The sequence below is a fragment of the Pseudomonas nitroreducens genome (genome assembly GCF_024170165.1).
GTDB lineage: Bacteria > Pseudomonadota > Gammaproteobacteria > Pseudomonadales > Pseudomonadaceae > Pseudomonas > Pseudomonas nitroreducens_C.
The window spans coordinates 245859-261543 of the sequence record NZ_JALJXP010000001.1; the positions used below are offsets into that span (position 1 = coordinate 245859).

Sequence of the window (15685 nt, forward strand, 5' to 3'; positions counted from 1 at the left end):
ATGAGCGAGAACACCTACGACTCTTCCAGTATCAAGGTACTGAAGGGGCTGGATGCCGTACGTAAGCGTCCGGGCATGTACATCGGTGACACCGACGACGGCACTGGCCTGCACCACATGGTCTTCGAGGTCGTGGACAACTCGATCGACGAAGCGCTGGCGGGCTACTGCAGCGAGATCAGCATCACCATTCACACCGATGAATCCATCACCGTGCGCGACAACGGTCGCGGCATTCCGGTGGATATCCACAAGGAAGAAGGGGTCTCCGCGGCCGAGGTCATCATGACCGTCCTTCACGCCGGCGGTAAGTTCGACGACAACAGCTACAAGGTCTCCGGCGGCCTGCACGGCGTGGGTGTGTCGGTGGTGAACGCCCTCTCCCACGAGCTGCGCCTGACCATTCGCCGTGAAGGCAAGGTCTGGGAACAGGTCTACCACCACGGCGTTCCGCAGTTCCCGCTGCGCCCGGTCGGCGATACCGATGGTTCGGGCACCGAGGTGCACTTCAAGCCGTCCCCGGAAACCTTCCACAACATCCACTTCAGCTGGGACATCCTGGCCAAGCGGATTCGCGAGCTGTCCTTCCTGAACTCCGGCGTTGGTATCGTCCTGCGCGACGAGCGTGCCGGCAAGGAAGAGCTGTTCAAGTACGAAGGCGGCCTGCGTGCATTCGTCGAGTACCTGAACACCAACAAGACCGCGGTGAACCAGGTCTTCCACTTCAATTGCCAGCGCGAAGAAGACGGCGTCGGCGTCGAAGTCGCCCTGCAGTGGAACGACAGCTTCAACGAGAACATCCTCTGCTTCACCAACAACATTCCCCAGCGTGACGGTGGTACCCACCTGGCGGGCTTCCGCTCGGCGCTCACCCGTCACCTGAACAACTACATCGAGCAGGAAGGCCTGGCGAAGAAATTCAAGATCGCCACCACCGGCGACGACGCCCGTGAAGGTCTGACCGCGATCATTTCGGTGAAGGTGCCGGATCCGAAGTTCAGCTCGCAGACCAAGGACAAGCTGGTTTCCTCGGAGGTGAAGACCGCCGTGGAACAGGAGATGGGCAAGTACTTCGCCGACTTCCTGCTGGAGAACCCGAACGAAGCCAAGGCCGTGGTCGGCAAGATGATCGACGCCGCCCGTGCCCGTGAGGCCGCGCGCAAGGCCCGTGAGATGACCCGCCGCAAGGGCGCGCTGGACATCGCCGGCCTGCCGGGCAAGCTCGCCGACTGCCAGGAGAAGGACCCCGCCCTCTCCGAACTGTACATCGTGGAAGGTGACTCCGCGGGCGGTTCTGCGAAGCAGGGCCGTAACCGCAAGACCCAGGCGATCCTGCCGCTCAAGGGCAAGATCCTCAACGTCGAGAAGGCTCGCTTCGACAAGATGCTGTCCTCCCAGGAGGTCGGCACGCTGATCACCGCACTGGGCTGCGGTATCGGTCGCGAGGAGTACAACATCGACAAGCTGCGTTACCACAACATCATCATCATGACCGATGCCGACGTCGACGGTTCGCACATCCGTACCCTGCTGCTGACCTTCTTCTTCCGTCAGCTGCCGGAGCTGGTCGAGCGCGGCTACATCTACATCGCCCAGCCGCCGCTGTACAAGGTGAAGCGTGGCAAGCAGGAGCAGTACATCAAGGACGACGTGGCCATGGAGGAGTACATGACCCAGTCGGCCCTCGAAGAGGCCAGCGTGCACGTCAACGAAAGCGCCCCGGGCCTGTCCGGCGAAGCGCTGGAGAAGCTGGTCAACGAGTACCGCGCTGTCATGCGCACCCTCTCCCGCCTGTCCCGTCTGTACCCGCAGGACCTGACCGAGCACTTCATCTACCTGCCGCGTATCGAGGCCGACAAGCTCGGTGATGAGGCCACCATGCAGGCCTGGATCGAGCAGTTCCAGGCGCGCCTGAAGGCTGTCGAGAAGTCCGGCCTGACCTACAAGGTCAGCCTGCGCGAAGACCGCGAGCGCCACCTGTGGCTGCCGGAAGTCGAGATGGTCGCCCACGGCCTGTCGAACTACGTCACCTTCAACCGCGATTTCTTCGCCAGCAACGATTACCGCGCGGTGACTGAACTGGGCGGCAAGCTGAACAGCCTGCTGGAAGACGGCGCCTATGTGCAGAAAGGCGAGCGCAAGAAGAACGTCAGCACCTTCAAGGATGCCCTGGACTGGCTGATGACTGAAGGCACCAAGCGCCACAGCATCCAGCGATACAAAGGTCTGGGCGAGATGAACCCGGATCAGCTGTGGGAAACCACCATGGACCCGAACGTGCGCCGCATGCTGAAGGTGACCATCGAGGACGCCATCGCGGCCGACCAGCTGTTCAACACCCTGATGGGCGATGCCGTGGAGCCGCGCCGCGACTTCATCGAAAGCAATGCCCTGGCGGTGTCCAACCTGGACGTCTGATCCTGTGTAGGTGGGCAAAGTTATTTGCTCTATTGGCCAATGTTAAGAGTTCCGGCCAAAGTAAATGAGTAGAGAAAAAACCCCAGTAGATCTCGTATCTACTGGGGTTTTCTTTTGGCTGCTCACAAAGACGGCTATTGATAGACTGGAATAATTTAGCGCCTGAGATCTGCGCTAGCTGTAATTAAAAGGAATTCGCAATGTCCGCCCTCTCCGCTCTCCTCGATACCTTTCGTTCCGCCTCCGTCACCGAGCGCGAAAAAGGAACCTACTTCGAGGAGCTGATTTGCGCTTATCTGCGCAACGAAGCAACCTACCGTGATTTGTACGACAAGGTGTGGACATACGCCGGATGGGCCAAAGAGCACGGCCTCAGCGGTAAGGACGCGGGTATCGACCTGGTGGCCCGTACCCAGGGTACCGGCGAGTACCACGCCATACAGTGCAAGCTGTACGCTGAAGACTACAAGGTTCAGAAGAAGGACATCGACAGCTTTTTCACAGCCTCGGGAAAGGCGCCGTTTTCGCACCGTATCATAGTGACAACGACCAACAACTGGAGCGAGCACGCAGAGGACGCTTTGCAGGGCCAGCAGCCTCCAGTTAGCAAGATCGACCTGCAAGCTCTGGAAGACAGCCAGATCGACTGGGTTAAATACCAGCCCAATCAGGCCGTGGTGCTCAAGGCGCGTAAGCAGCTTCGCGATCACCAGCATACAGCACTGAACGCTGTGGCTGCGGGCCTCAAGGAAGCCGAGCGTGGCAAGCTGATCATGGCTTGCGGTACAGGCAAGACATTCACCAGCCTGAAGATCGCTGAGCAGCGGGCTGGCAAAGGCAAGCGCGTATTGTTCCTTGTGCCTAGTCTCTCGCTGCTGTCGCAGACCCTCACCGAGTGGACTCAGGAAAGCGCAACCCCACTCCACAGCTTTGCCGTCTGCTCTGACAGCGACGTAGGCAAGAAGCGCAAAGCAGAGGATGACGCGGTTCAGGTGTTCAGCCACGAGCTGCGCTATCCCGCCACCACCAAGGCGGATCGCCTCGCAGCGGAAATGCTTAAGCGCCACGATTCCGACCACATGAGTGTAGTGTTCTCCACCTATCACTCCATCGACGTGATCAACCGTGCCCAGGCAGATCATGGCTTACCCGCTTTCGATCTAGTGATCTGCGACGAAGCGCACCGCACTACCGGCGCCACCTTTGGCGACGATGACGAAAGCAACTTCGTACGCGTTCATGAAGCCGACTACATCCGCGCGGCCAAGCGTCTGTACATGACCGCAACACCACGCATCTACGGTGACAGCGCAAAAATCAAAGCTGAGTCCGGCGAAGTCACCCTGTGCTCGATGGATGACGAGGCGCTATACGGCAAAGAGCTGTTCGTCATCAACTTCTCCGAGGCCGTTCAGCGCGGCTTGCTCACCGATTACAAGGTGCTGGTACTCACCGTCGAGGAGAGCACCATCAGCCGTCGCCTTCAGGACATGCTGAAGGACGAGAACAACCAGCTAAAAGTGGATGACGCGGCCAAGATTGTCGGCTGCTGGAAGGCATTGGCCAAGCAGGGTCTGCATGAGCAGCTGATAGGTGATGACGAACCGATGAAGCGTGCCGTGGCGTTCTGCCAGGTCATTTCGCCCAACTATAAGGGCACCAAGCACAAGGTCAGCTCGGTCAACATCGCCAGCATGTTCCAATCGGTGGTGGAGGCTTACCAGAAATCCGAAGAGATCGACGAAGCCTCGCGACTTATCTGCGAGGCTGAGCACGTGGATGGTGGCATGAATGCCAGCGCGAAGGAAGCCAAGCTCAGCTGGCTGAAGGAAGCCCCCCCGGCCAACACTTGCCGCATCCTCAGCAACGTACGCTGCCTCTCTGAGGGTGTGGACGTGCCGGCGTTAGACGCCGTCCTTTTCCTTACCCCGCGCAACTCCCAGGTAGATGTGGTGCAGTCCGTTGGCCGCGTGATGCGCAACGCACCGGGTAAGAAGCGCGGCTATGTCGTGCTGCCGGTGGTCATTCCGGCGGGTATGGAACCCCACGAAGCGCTCAACGACAACCAGACCTACAAGGTGGTCTGGCAGGTACTTCAGGCGTTGCGCTCGCACGATGACAGCTTCGACGCCATGGTCAACAAGCTCGACTTCAACGGCTCAGACCCGCACAAAATGGAAGTCATTGCCATCACCGACAAAGCCGAGAAGAAGGAAAAGAAAGTCACTGGCACCAGCAACGGCAAGGCCGGCAAAGGTCAGTACGGCATCGGCAGCAAGAACCATGATGCTCCAGGGCAGATGACCCAGCAGGCCGAGCTGGCCTACGAAGTAGGTGAAATTGAGAAGGCTATTTACGCCAAGATCGTCGAGAAGTGCGGTAACCGCCACCACTGGGAAGACTGGGCCAACGACATCGCCAAGATTGCACGCACCCATATCGACCGCATCCAGGGCATCTTGGAGAACCAGGCCAACACTCAGGAAAAGGAGGCTTTCAACACGTTTGCCGCCGAGCTGCGCGACGATCTCAACGACAGTATCAGCGATGGCGAGATTGTCGAAATGCTCGCCCAGCACCTGGTAACCAAGCCGGTGTTCGATGCGCTGTTCGATGAGTACAGCTTTGCCAGCAACAACCCCATGTCCAAGGCCATGCAAGGCGTGCTGGACGCCCTCCATGAGCATCACTTGGCCAAGGAAGCCGATACCCTGGAGAAGTTCTACGCCAGCGTGCGCCAACGTGCAGTCGGCATCAATAACGCCCAAGGCAAGCAAAAGATCATCGTCGAGCTGTACGACAAGTTCTTCCGCAACGCCTTCCCCAAGATGACCGAGCGCCTGGGTATCGTATACACCCCGATTGAGGTGGTGGACTTCATCCTCCACAGCGTCAATCACTTGTTGCATCAGGGGTTCGGCCAGACGCTGGGTAGCAAGGGCGTTCACATTATCGACCCCTTCACCGGCACCGGCACCTTTATTACGCGCCTGATCCAGTCGGGTCTGATCAAGCCTGAAGAGCTGCCGCACAAGTACAAGCACGAAATCCATGCCAACGAGCTGGTGCTACTGGCCTATTACATTGCGGCCATCAATATCGAAGCGGCCTACCACGGCGAAGTGATCGACGAATACACCCCATTTGAAGGCATCTGCTTGACCGACACCTTCCAGATGTATGAGAAGGACGATCTGATAGACGCCCTGCTGGAAGACAACAGTGCCCGACGCAAGCGGCAAAAGGCGCTGGATATTCGGGTAATCGTAGGAAATCCGCCGTATTCGGTAGGTCAGGGTGATGCCAATGCTAACAACGCTAACGTGCCTTACCCTGGGTTGGATGCCCGTATCCGTAACACCTATGGAGCACGCTCTGAAGCAACCAACAAAAACTCCCTGTATGACAGCTACATACGCTCTATCCGCTGGGCCAGTGATCGTATTGGCGACGCTGGAATCATTGGCTTTGTGACTAATGCTGGGTTCGTAGACGCCAGAACGGCTGATGGATTGCGTAGATGCCTAGCCGACGAGTTTTCTTCTCTTTATGTCTTCCATCTTCGTGGTCTGAGGGGGCAGAAAACAGCCGGCGAGCGTGCAAAGAAAGAAGGTGGGCAAATTTTCGGTATGGGAAGTTCAGCTGCTATCGCAATATCGCTACTAGTTAAAAATCCCGAAGCGAAGGTGCATGGTCAGATTTTTTTCCATGACATTGGCGACTACCTGAGCCGCGAGGAAAAGCTGGAGAAAATCGCAGCTTTTAGCAGTGTTGCCGGCATACAACAGTGGCAGCAGATTACCCCAGACGAGCACGGTGACTGGCTAAAGCAGCGCGACGACAGTTTCAACCAGTTCATCGTGCTAGGCGACAAAGACGACAAGAGCGCGCTAACACTGTTCGAAAACTATTCCAATGGTGTGAAAACCCAGCGTGATGCCTGGGCATACAACTCCAGCAAAATCAAGCTGGAGAACAACATGGGCAGAATGATCGGCTTTTACAACGCAGAAGTAGATCGCTTCAATGCGGCTCATCCTGAGCTGGACGCAAAAGTACGTCAGACGAAGGTGGACGGGTTTATCGATACTGACCCGACTCGTATCAGTTGGACTGTCAATTTAAAGCAGGATTTAGGCAAAAACCGCAGCTATGCCTGCGAGAGTGAATGCATGGCGCTTAGCTTGTATCGTCCGTTCACCAAGCAATGGCTCTACTACAACCGTCGCCTCAACGAAAGGGTCTATCAGATGCCGCGCATCTTTCCCGATGCCGCAGCGGAGAATTTGGTGATCGGAGTTTCCGCCGCAGGGGAAAAGGTGGCGTTCAGTGCGTTGATTTCGCGCCATGTCCCAAGCCTTCACTTCGTGGATATCGAAGGTTCGCAGTGCTTCCCTCTCTACCTTTATGACGAAGCAGCCCAAGCCACAAAAGACGACCTCTTTGTTGAAACTGCTGGAGGAGGCTTGCGCCGACGTGATGCTGTCACCGATGCTGGCCTGGCGGATTTCCAGAGCGCCTACCCCGGTGAGTCAATCAGCAAAGAAGACCTTTTCTACTACGTCTACGGCATCCTCCATTCACCGGACTACCGTGAGCGCTTTGCCGACAACCTCAGCAAGGAACTGCCGCGCATTCCGGCAGTGAAGAAGGTTGCCGACTTCTGGGTCTTCAGCAAGGCAGGCCGCGCCTTGGCAAATATTCATCTGAACTACGAAACTGTCGAGCCGTATCCCCTGACCATCGAGGCCAAGGGCCCGCTTACCAATGTCGAATACCGTGTGGAGAAAATGAAGTTCGCCAAGAAGGGCGACAAGAGCACGGTCATTTACAACCACCGCATCACCCTGAAGGGCATCCCGGAAGCGGCCTGGGACTATGTGGTTAACGGTAAGGCCGCGCTGGACTGGGTAATGGAGCGGCAGGCCGTACGTACCGACAAGGCCAGCGGCATCGTCAACGACGCCAACGACTGGGCCGTCGAAACCATGGGCAACCCCAAGTACCCGCTTGAGCTGTTCCAGCGCGTGGTCACCGTCAGTTTGGAAACTCAGAAAATCGTCACGGCTTTGCCCTCCCTCGATATCGGGTAAAAAAGCTGGCGCTATGATTTTGAAAAGCAGATAAGGAATTCAGCATGCAGCCCAGTAAAGCTACGGTCACCAGCCTCTTCAGTACCCCACATCAGTATCAGATACCAATTTTTCAAAGGGGTTATGTATGGACGCTGGAGAAGCAAGTTGGCCCATTGTGGACTGACATCCAAGACCGAGCAGATGCTGTGCTGGAGCAACTAGCGCTGGCATCTACTGGTACCGCTGCAGCACTGAAGCCATTACAGAAGCACTTTCTGGGCTCCATCGTGATGACGCCAGTACCGAACAGCTTCGGCAGAGTGCCTGCCTTTGAAGTAATCGATGGCCAGCAGCGCTCGACCACGTTGCAGCTACTGCTGCTCGCCTTTCGCCAAGCTGCCCGCGAGCTGGTGGATAACCCAATCCCGCAAATGCTCGATGGGTTGGTACGAAACCCCGGCCCTTACCAGCGTGCAGAAGATCATTACAAGGTTTGGCCAACTCAGGCGGGGCAGGATGAGATGCGCCGCTTGAGCGACACTGCTACCACTATCAAAGACATATGTGCCATGTATCCTGCACGAGATGGCCGCGCAAAGCTTGAGCGGCCTTTGATGGTGCAGACGTACCTCTATCTCTACCACGCTTGTCTTGCCTACATGCGGAGTGTCGACCTCTCCGATGTCATAGAGCAGACCTCCGACCATACCTTTGGAGAGGCTCTGATAGCAGAAATCCGTCGCAATAACGAAGTATCGCCACTTCAAGCTCATATGCAATTGGAGCCGGAGCGTGCTGAAGCGCTTTACATGGCATTATCCGACCATGTGCAGATTATGACGCTGACGCTCGAGGCCGAGGATGATCCCCAAGTCATCTTCGAAACACTCAACGCACGTGGTGAACCGCTACTGGCCTCCGACCTAGTACGCAACTTCGTGTTCCTTGAAGCTGCTCGGCAGGGCAAACCTGTGCCACAGCTATATGAGCGCTACTGGCGCCAATTTGACCTTGTCGCGACGACCGAAAAGGGCATCTCTGCGAATGCCTATTGGCGGGAAAAAGAGCGTCAGGGGCGTATTACCTATCCGCGTATTGATCTGTTCTTCTACAACTACGCCACATTACGTAGTCAAGAAATCACACTCGCCAGCCATGTTTTCCAGTCATACAAGGCATGGTGGCAAGAGCAGCCACGTGACCTTGAAGTCGAACTGAAGCGACTGGTCTCCTCCAGCCAACATTTCCAGGAGTTGGTTTCCCCAGAGGGCACCGGCTATTTGGCTGAATTTGCACGCTTGGTGAAATCGCTAGATGTGGGAACGGTCACGCCGGTTTACCTCGCGTTGCGTGAACGATTAGCCAGCGACAGTGCGGAACTGAAACAGGCCCTTGGTGACCTGGCCTCCTATCTGACGCGCCGCGCGGTATGTGGCTTGACCACCAAGGGTTACAACCGCTTTTTCATGCGTGTACTGCACGCTGTGGCCGGTGCTCCTGAAGCTCCTCATGTCGTGTTGCGCGCAGTGCTTCTGGGAGCGACGGCAACCAGCGAGGTTTGGCCAGATGACTCGCTGTTTAGTGACAAGTGGTGCCATCGTCCGGTTTACAGGGAGCTTCGGCCTGTCAAAACCTGCGGCGTCTTGCGTGCGCTGGAGTATGCGGCTCGGGGGCCTCAGCAAGGGAGTAACCATGTTCCCGCTCAGTCGGATTTGACTATTGAGCATGTGCTGCCGCAAAGCTGGGAAAAGCTGCCTGCCTACCAGATAGCCGACATGACGGAGGGGCAGCGTCAGCTGAGAGAGGCCGCTATACATGGGTTTGGTAACTTGACGCTGCTGACCCAGCCTTTGAACAGCTCAATCAGCAATGGCCCATTTGCCGATACCCTAGACGCTGAGGGTGAACAGATTCTGGGTAAGCGCTCCCGCCTAGGTCAAAGCGCCCTGCTGTTGAATACCTATTTTCACCAGATAGCGTTTTCCACATGGAACGACGTTGCCATCGAGAATCGTGCGAAAGCGCTGCTCAAAGCGGCGCTGCTCGTGTGGCCGAAGCCTGCAGAGAGCATCGCTACCCCCACTGCGGTGGCAGCGGCGATCTTTGGAAACTAAACGGGCCGTTCGCATACTGCCGTGCGTCGGGCGATTTCCAAATAAGACCGGAGATCGCCCTGAGAGGGCCTGCTTTCCATGGCCGGGCTGCCGCTTGACCAAAGCCCCTGTCTGGTAGCTGCTAGTTAGCCACTATCCGTCTTTACCGTTTCCAGCCAGCCCGCTACTGTGACACGAGCGCAGTCACAGTTTTGCCGCATGACACCAGGGATGGCTTCCGCAAGTGCAATAGCGCCTAAGGCGCTCCCCAATCTCCGCCATCCCAGTTGTCCTGTTTCGACAAGCTCGGCCTGCATCTGCCTCTAGGTTTCCCGATGGATGAATTACATGACGGTGCAATCTCCTGCCAGCCGGCCTTTGACAGTCAATGAAAGGAAGCTCGTACAGGACTGGATACTGGATCTGGTACCTGGAGACGGAGCAGCGGTAGGCAACAAGACCCTCAAGCAGCGGCTCGAGCAGAAAGCTGAGCTTCATGACTTCGCCGTCAGCGACGAGGAGTATTGGTCTATTCGGGAAGAACTGATCGTACGAGGCAAATTGCAGAAAGGCAGCGGTCGGGGCGGCTCGGTGTTCCGCTTCGATAGCAAGTGGAAACCTAGCCCCCAACAGACAGTTGATGAGCAAACCAACTGGGAAGATCTTGATGAGCCCGCCAGCGATAGTCCGGAAAGCCTGGAAAAGCTGCGCAGTCGCCTTCTAGACCTCAGTGCGAGAAACCGGCTTCTGAATTTCTCGCATGCTCGTTCTAAACGTTTCGCGCGAATTATCGACGAACTTCCTGATCAGCTTTTCGAATTGCTGACAAACGATCAGACAATGCGCTTCGCGCCTGTTCCCGAGCCGACGGAGCGCCAACTGATTGAGCAGGGGTACCTCAAGTTCGACGAGCAAACAGGCAGTGTCCGCGAACTGAAGAAACCGCCAACAGCGGAGACTTGGGCGCAGATTCTGGGCATGCAAACCAGCTACGAACTACCAACCGAATCGGAGGCGCCCAGCGATAAGCACGCCGACGATGCCATTCAAACCCTGTACTACCCCACCGAGCTTGAGTCACGGCTGCAGATACTGCATGCACAGTCGCGCCTGTCACTTGATGAAACCGGCGCCAACATCCTCTACCTAGCACTCGGATTCCTCGAGTGGGACGAGTCGGTAGCTGGGAAAAACAGCCCACGCCTTGCCCCGCTCATGTTGCTGCCCGTCCGCCTGGAAAAAGGGAAACTCAACCCCAAAACAGCAACCTTTGACTACGAGGTTCTGTATACCGGCGAAGATATCCTCACCAACCTTTCGCTCCGGGAGAAACTACGCCGCGATTTCGGCATTGCGCTTCCACGTATTACCGAAGATCTGCTGCCGGAAGAGTACTTCGCTCGTGTACGGGAGACCGTTCTCGAAGTGAAACCTGACTGGAAGCTGCATCGTTTTGCCTCGTTGGGGCTGTTCGAGTTTGGCAAATTGATGATGTATCTGGATCTCGAGCCTGGCAAAAATCAGGTATTACTCCAGAGCGGCTTGGTGCAGCGCCTAATCGGCCTGGCAGATAGCGAACGCCCCGAATCTACTGCCAACGGCTTCAGCAGCGAGCACGCAATCGACGAGCTCCAAGATGTGCACCTGAACTACCCGTTGATCGATGACGCGGACAGTTCGCAACACAGCGCATTGGTCGATGTAATTCGCGGTGAAGACTTGGTAATCGAAGGCCCGCCCGGCACCGGTAAATCGCAAACCATCACCAACATGATCTCCGCCGCCATGGCGCAGGGCAAAAAGGTGCTCTTTGTTGCGGAAAAACGAGCAGCTCTGGAGGTTGTCAAAAACCGACTCGCGCGCGCCGGATTAGGTGAGTTCTGTCTCGAGCTTCACAGTCACAAGAGCCAGAAGAGTGCAGTGGCTGCAAGCATTGGGCAGCGCATTAGTAACCGTGGCAGCTATAGACAGCCCGGTCAGCTGAGCGACTTGATTAACAATTACGAGCGACTGAAGCAGCAGCTCAATGAGCACGTCAGGCAACTGCATACCCAACATGCAGCCACTGGATTAACCGCCCACCAGATTTTGATGCAAGCCACACGCTTGCGTGAAAGTTTGGCCATCCGCCCTGCTGACTTCCATCCCGCTAACGCGGTCAACCTGGATAAAAATCAGGTCTATGAGCAGGCAGGTTACTTTGCCCACATCTACACAAAGACGGCAGAGGAAGCTGGCCAGAGCGGCCAGCTTGAAACTCATCCATGGTTTGGCTGCACCAAGACACAAATAAGCGGGATAGAGCGAGCGGACATCCTGCTCCAGCTGAAACACACCATAACGGCGCTTGATGAGCTTCGCGCAATACGAGCCAAGTCCTCCGCCCACCTTAAGGCAGCTGAGGTCGCCTCGTTCAGCCCCAAAGCCATTCATCAATTGGCAAGCGCACTGTCGGCAATGCCTATGCCAAAAGGCGACGAAGACTGGGAGGTGATCAGCCAGCTCGATGCTTCCAGCTGTGAAGCGCTCCAAGCCTGGTTAGAAGGTATGGATCAGTTGACGGAGCAGCAAGTCACCCTGAACCAAGCCTTGCACCCCAGTGTTATCGGCTCGCCTCAGGCTCTCGAAACTATCAAGAAGTCCTGCGTACAGATACGACAGCACAACGATAGCGGCGACTTGAAACTGGATGCCCTTCTGGAGTTGATCCAAGAGGCCAATGAGCTGATTGATGAAGCTCCCAGGGTTCAGCTACTGATCCAGAGCATCGCGAAAACATCGACCGCCCAGTTGCTAAGGGCGGACAAACAGGGAATTGAGCAGCTGCGCCTGCTGCTTGATCTAGTCCTGCAGATGCCCATCGCCCTGGCGGAGTGGCGCCACAAACGCTTCGAAGAGGCCTCGCTAGACAGAGTACTTCCTGAGCTCAGCGAGCTGTTAACCCAGATCAAGCAGCTCGAAGAGCAATCCGCTCGCGTTTTTACCCTTGATCGCCTGCCCAGCTACTCGCGCCTGGAAGACCTGCAGCGTGTGCTCGCTGACGGCTCGCTTCTTCGTTGGTTCAAGAGTGATTGGCGAGCAGCCAAGGCTGAGGTTTCGGCCATGATACGGCCAGGGATCAAACTGAAGGCTGCCCTTCAGACGTTACCAGACAGCATTGCCTATAAGCGTCAGCAGCATCGCCTAGCCACTGAATCTTCCTTCCGCGAGGCACTCGGTGATCACTTCAGAGGCGAGCTAACCAGAACCGCTGAGCTGATTGCTCTGCGCAATTGGTATCGGACGCTAAGGGACAAGTGTGGACGCGGATTCGGCGGCAATGTCTGGATTGCAGAGTATCTGCTCAAAGAAAATGCTCAGGTACTTGAGCACATGCTAGGTGATGCGAGCGAGCTGAAAGAATACCTCTCGGATGTACTGTCCCATCGCAGTGAGTTGGAGAACACTCTCCCTCTGGATAGTCACCTACTCCAGTCAGAAGACTTGCTGGCTCCCAATGGCCTGTACATGCGACTCATTAAGGAACTGGGCAGCGCACTCAATGCGCTTTTGCCGTTGATTAGTGAGCAGGCACCGACCACTGGGCGCGTGCTTGCGCTCGCGCAAGCCGTTGAGAACTGGCAGGAACGTGCAGTAGCTCTGCAGAATAATGCCGAGTTACTCGCGTGTTTGAAGGGAGAACAGCTGCCTCGCTTCGATAACCTAGCCGAGGCGCGTGGTCGCCTAATTGCTTGGCGCCACACCGTATCCTTCGTGCGCCCAATCATGGCGCTGTCGATACGCCACCTGCTGGTACCTCAACTCGCAGCCTGTACCACCAAACAGGCCGAGCAGTTGGTTGGTGACTGGAACACCCTAGGGCAGCAACTAGCGAGTACGCTCCAGGCTTGGGAGCGAGCCTTAACCGGCTTTATCGACAAAGCCGACGTAGAACCGGCCAACTGGTGGAAGCGTGTCGACAAGGATGATCTGACGGCCCTCATGCAACGTCTGCAGTGGGCAGCACAAAACGAAGAGTTGCTTGAGCATTGGCTGGAATACCGCCGATTGCGCAAGCGGCTTGCTGACTTGGGCTTTGAGGCGGTGATCTTCGCTGTCGAAAACCAAACACTTATGGCAGTAAGCGCCAAAGATGCCTGCCTACTGGGCCTGATGGATCTCTGGGCCAAACAAATACTCGAAAACAATCCGGCGCTGGGGCAGTTCTCCGGCAAGGATCAGGAGGCTATCCGAGGTCGCTTTGCCGAGATAGACAGCCAGCTCACCAAACTTCAACGCGAGCAGTTGGCCGCGAAGATTGATCAACACAAGGTTCCGGAAGGTAACAACTCCGGCAAAGTGAAAGATCGCACCCAACTCGCTTTGCTGAAGCATGAGGCTGGTAAGAAAACTCGCCATGAGTCCATTCGCTCGCTGATGCTGCGAGCCCCTGAGGCCCTACAAGGGCTGAAGCCCTGCTTCATGATGTCGCCCATGGCGGTAGCTCAATACCTGCCAGCCGGCAAAGTGCACTTCGACATCATCGTCATGGACGAAGCCTCGCAGATGCGTCCGGAAGAAGCCTTAGGCGCCATTTCCCGAGGTAGCCAACTGGTCGTGGTCGGCGACCCCAAACAGCTGCCCCCTACCAGCTTCTTCTCCCGCCAAGGGGGTGACGATGACGAGGAAAGTGAAGAGCTATCTCTGGCCCAGGATTCGGAAAGCATCCTCGAAGCGGCCATGCCACTGTTCAAGCTACGCCGCCTGCGTTGGCACTATCGTTCGCGTCATGAAAGCCTGATCGCCTTCTCCAACAGGGCCTTCTACGACAGCAACCTGGTGGTTTACCCGTCACCTCATCGCGAATCAAACGAGTTCGGCGTGAAGTTTGTGCGGGTGGCACGCGGCCGTTTCGTCGAGCAACGTAACATTGAAGAAGCGGAGATCGTTGCCAAGGCAATCGAACACCATTTGCTCCACCGCCCTGAAGAGTCGCTCGGCGTCGTCGCCATGAACGTCAAGCAAGCCGAACAAATCGACCGCGCTCTGGAGCAACTTGCCAAGCAGAATCCAGCGCTGCAGGAGGCCTTCAGCCGTAACGAAGAAAGCGATGAGCCGCTGTTCATCAAGAACCTGGAGAACGTCCAGGGGGATGAGCGGGACGTCATCTACATCTCCACCACCTATGGCCCGATGGAGATCGGCGGCAGCGTGCCCCAGCGCTTTGGCCCTATCAACGGAGCAGATGGTTGGCGCCGTCTGAACGTGCTGTTTACCCGCTCTAAGAAGCGCATGCAGGTATTCGCTTCCTTCACTGCCAGTGACGTAGTTGCTACAGGCACATCAAGCCGTGGTGTGCTGGCCCTACGTGACTTCCTGCAGTTCGCCGAATCCGGTCATATGCCTCATATTCGCGAAACGGGTAGAGCTTCTGACAGCGACTTCGAGGTAGCCGTTATCGAAGCGCTTGAGCGCCATGGCTATCAGTGTGAGCCGCAAGTCGGCGTGGCCGGTTTCTTCATCGACCTCGCCGTGCGCGACCCAGGTCAGCCCGGCCGCTACCTGATGGGCATCGAGTGTGATGGTGCGGCCTATCATTCCGCTAAGTCAGCTCGCGACCGCGACCGTCTGCGTCAGAGCGTCTTGGAACAGCTCGGCTGGCGTATTCGCCGCATCTGGTCGGTGGACTGGTTCCGCAACGCCAAGCTGCAACTTGAACCTATTCTCCAGGAGCTCGCCGCACTGCGTACCGAGCCAGTTATGGAGATAGCGCTAGAGCCGGCCGAAGAACAGATTATTCAGCTCGTTGCCGAAGAGCAGAGCCAGCACGCCCAGCACATCGCCCAAGAAGGCGGTACCAGCCTACGGGAGAAACTGATCTATCTGGATCAGCAGATCATTCGTACTGCCCTACCGACCACGCCAGATAATCGTCGGTTGCTGCGCCCCGCAATGCTAGAAGCCTTATTGGAGTTCAAGCCGGTCGACCGCAACGAATTTCAACAGAGGCTGCCGGGCTACCTTCGCGAGGGCACCGATCCGATCGAAGGGCGCTTCATCGATGATGTACTTTCCCTAATCGCTGACTACGCATAAAGCAGATCAACTAACACTCTGCAT

4 protein-coding genes are annotated in these 15685 nt (G+C 56.7%); all 4 read left to right on the plus strand.

The genetic code is table 11. From position 1 onward, the window contains the following. Positions 1–2418: a DNA topoisomerase (ATP-hydrolyzing) subunit B gene (gyrB, locus tag J2T47_RS01060; protein ID WP_253441664.1), complete on the plus strand. Its 2418-nt coding sequence runs from the start codon at positions 1–3 to the stop codon at positions 2416–2418. 200 nt (positions 2419–2618) lie between these two features. Then, complete coding sequence (locus J2T47_RS01065) at positions 2619–7511, plus strand: DEAD/DEAH box helicase (protein WP_253441666.1); 4893 nt, start codon at positions 2619–2621, stop codon at positions 7509–7511. A gap of 44 nt (positions 7512–7555) precedes the next feature. Beyond that, on the plus strand, positions 7556–9607 hold the full coding sequence (locus tag J2T47_RS01070) for a DUF262 domain-containing protein (RefSeq protein WP_253441668.1): 2052 nt from the start codon (positions 7556–7558) through the stop codon (positions 9605–9607). A 327-nt stretch (positions 9608–9934) separates the two neighbouring features. Further along, positions 9935–15661, plus strand: a complete 5727-nt coding sequence (hhe, locus tag J2T47_RS01075; protein WP_253441670.1) for a DUF4011 domain-containing anti-phage protein Hhe — start codon at positions 9935–9937, stop codon at positions 15659–15661. The last annotated feature ends 24 nt before the right edge of the window (positions 15662–15685 follow it).

Bases quoted from the DNA above. Each gene is read 5' to 3' on its own strand.
- gyrB (WP_253441664.1), top strand. From the start codon at position 1: ATGAGCGAGAACACCTACGACTCTTCCAGTATCAAGGTACTGAAGGGG.
- hhe (WP_253441670.1), top strand. From the start codon at position 9,935: ATGACGGTGCAATCTCCTGCCAGCCGGCCTTTGACAGTCAATGAAAGG.
- J2T47_RS01070 (WP_253441668.1), top strand. From the start codon at position 7,556: ATGCAGCCCAGTAAAGCTACGGTCACCAGCCTCTTCAGTACCCCACAT.
- J2T47_RS01065 (WP_253441666.1), top strand. From the start codon at position 2,619: ATGTCCGCCCTCTCCGCTCTCCTCGATACCTTTCGTTCCGCCTCCGTC.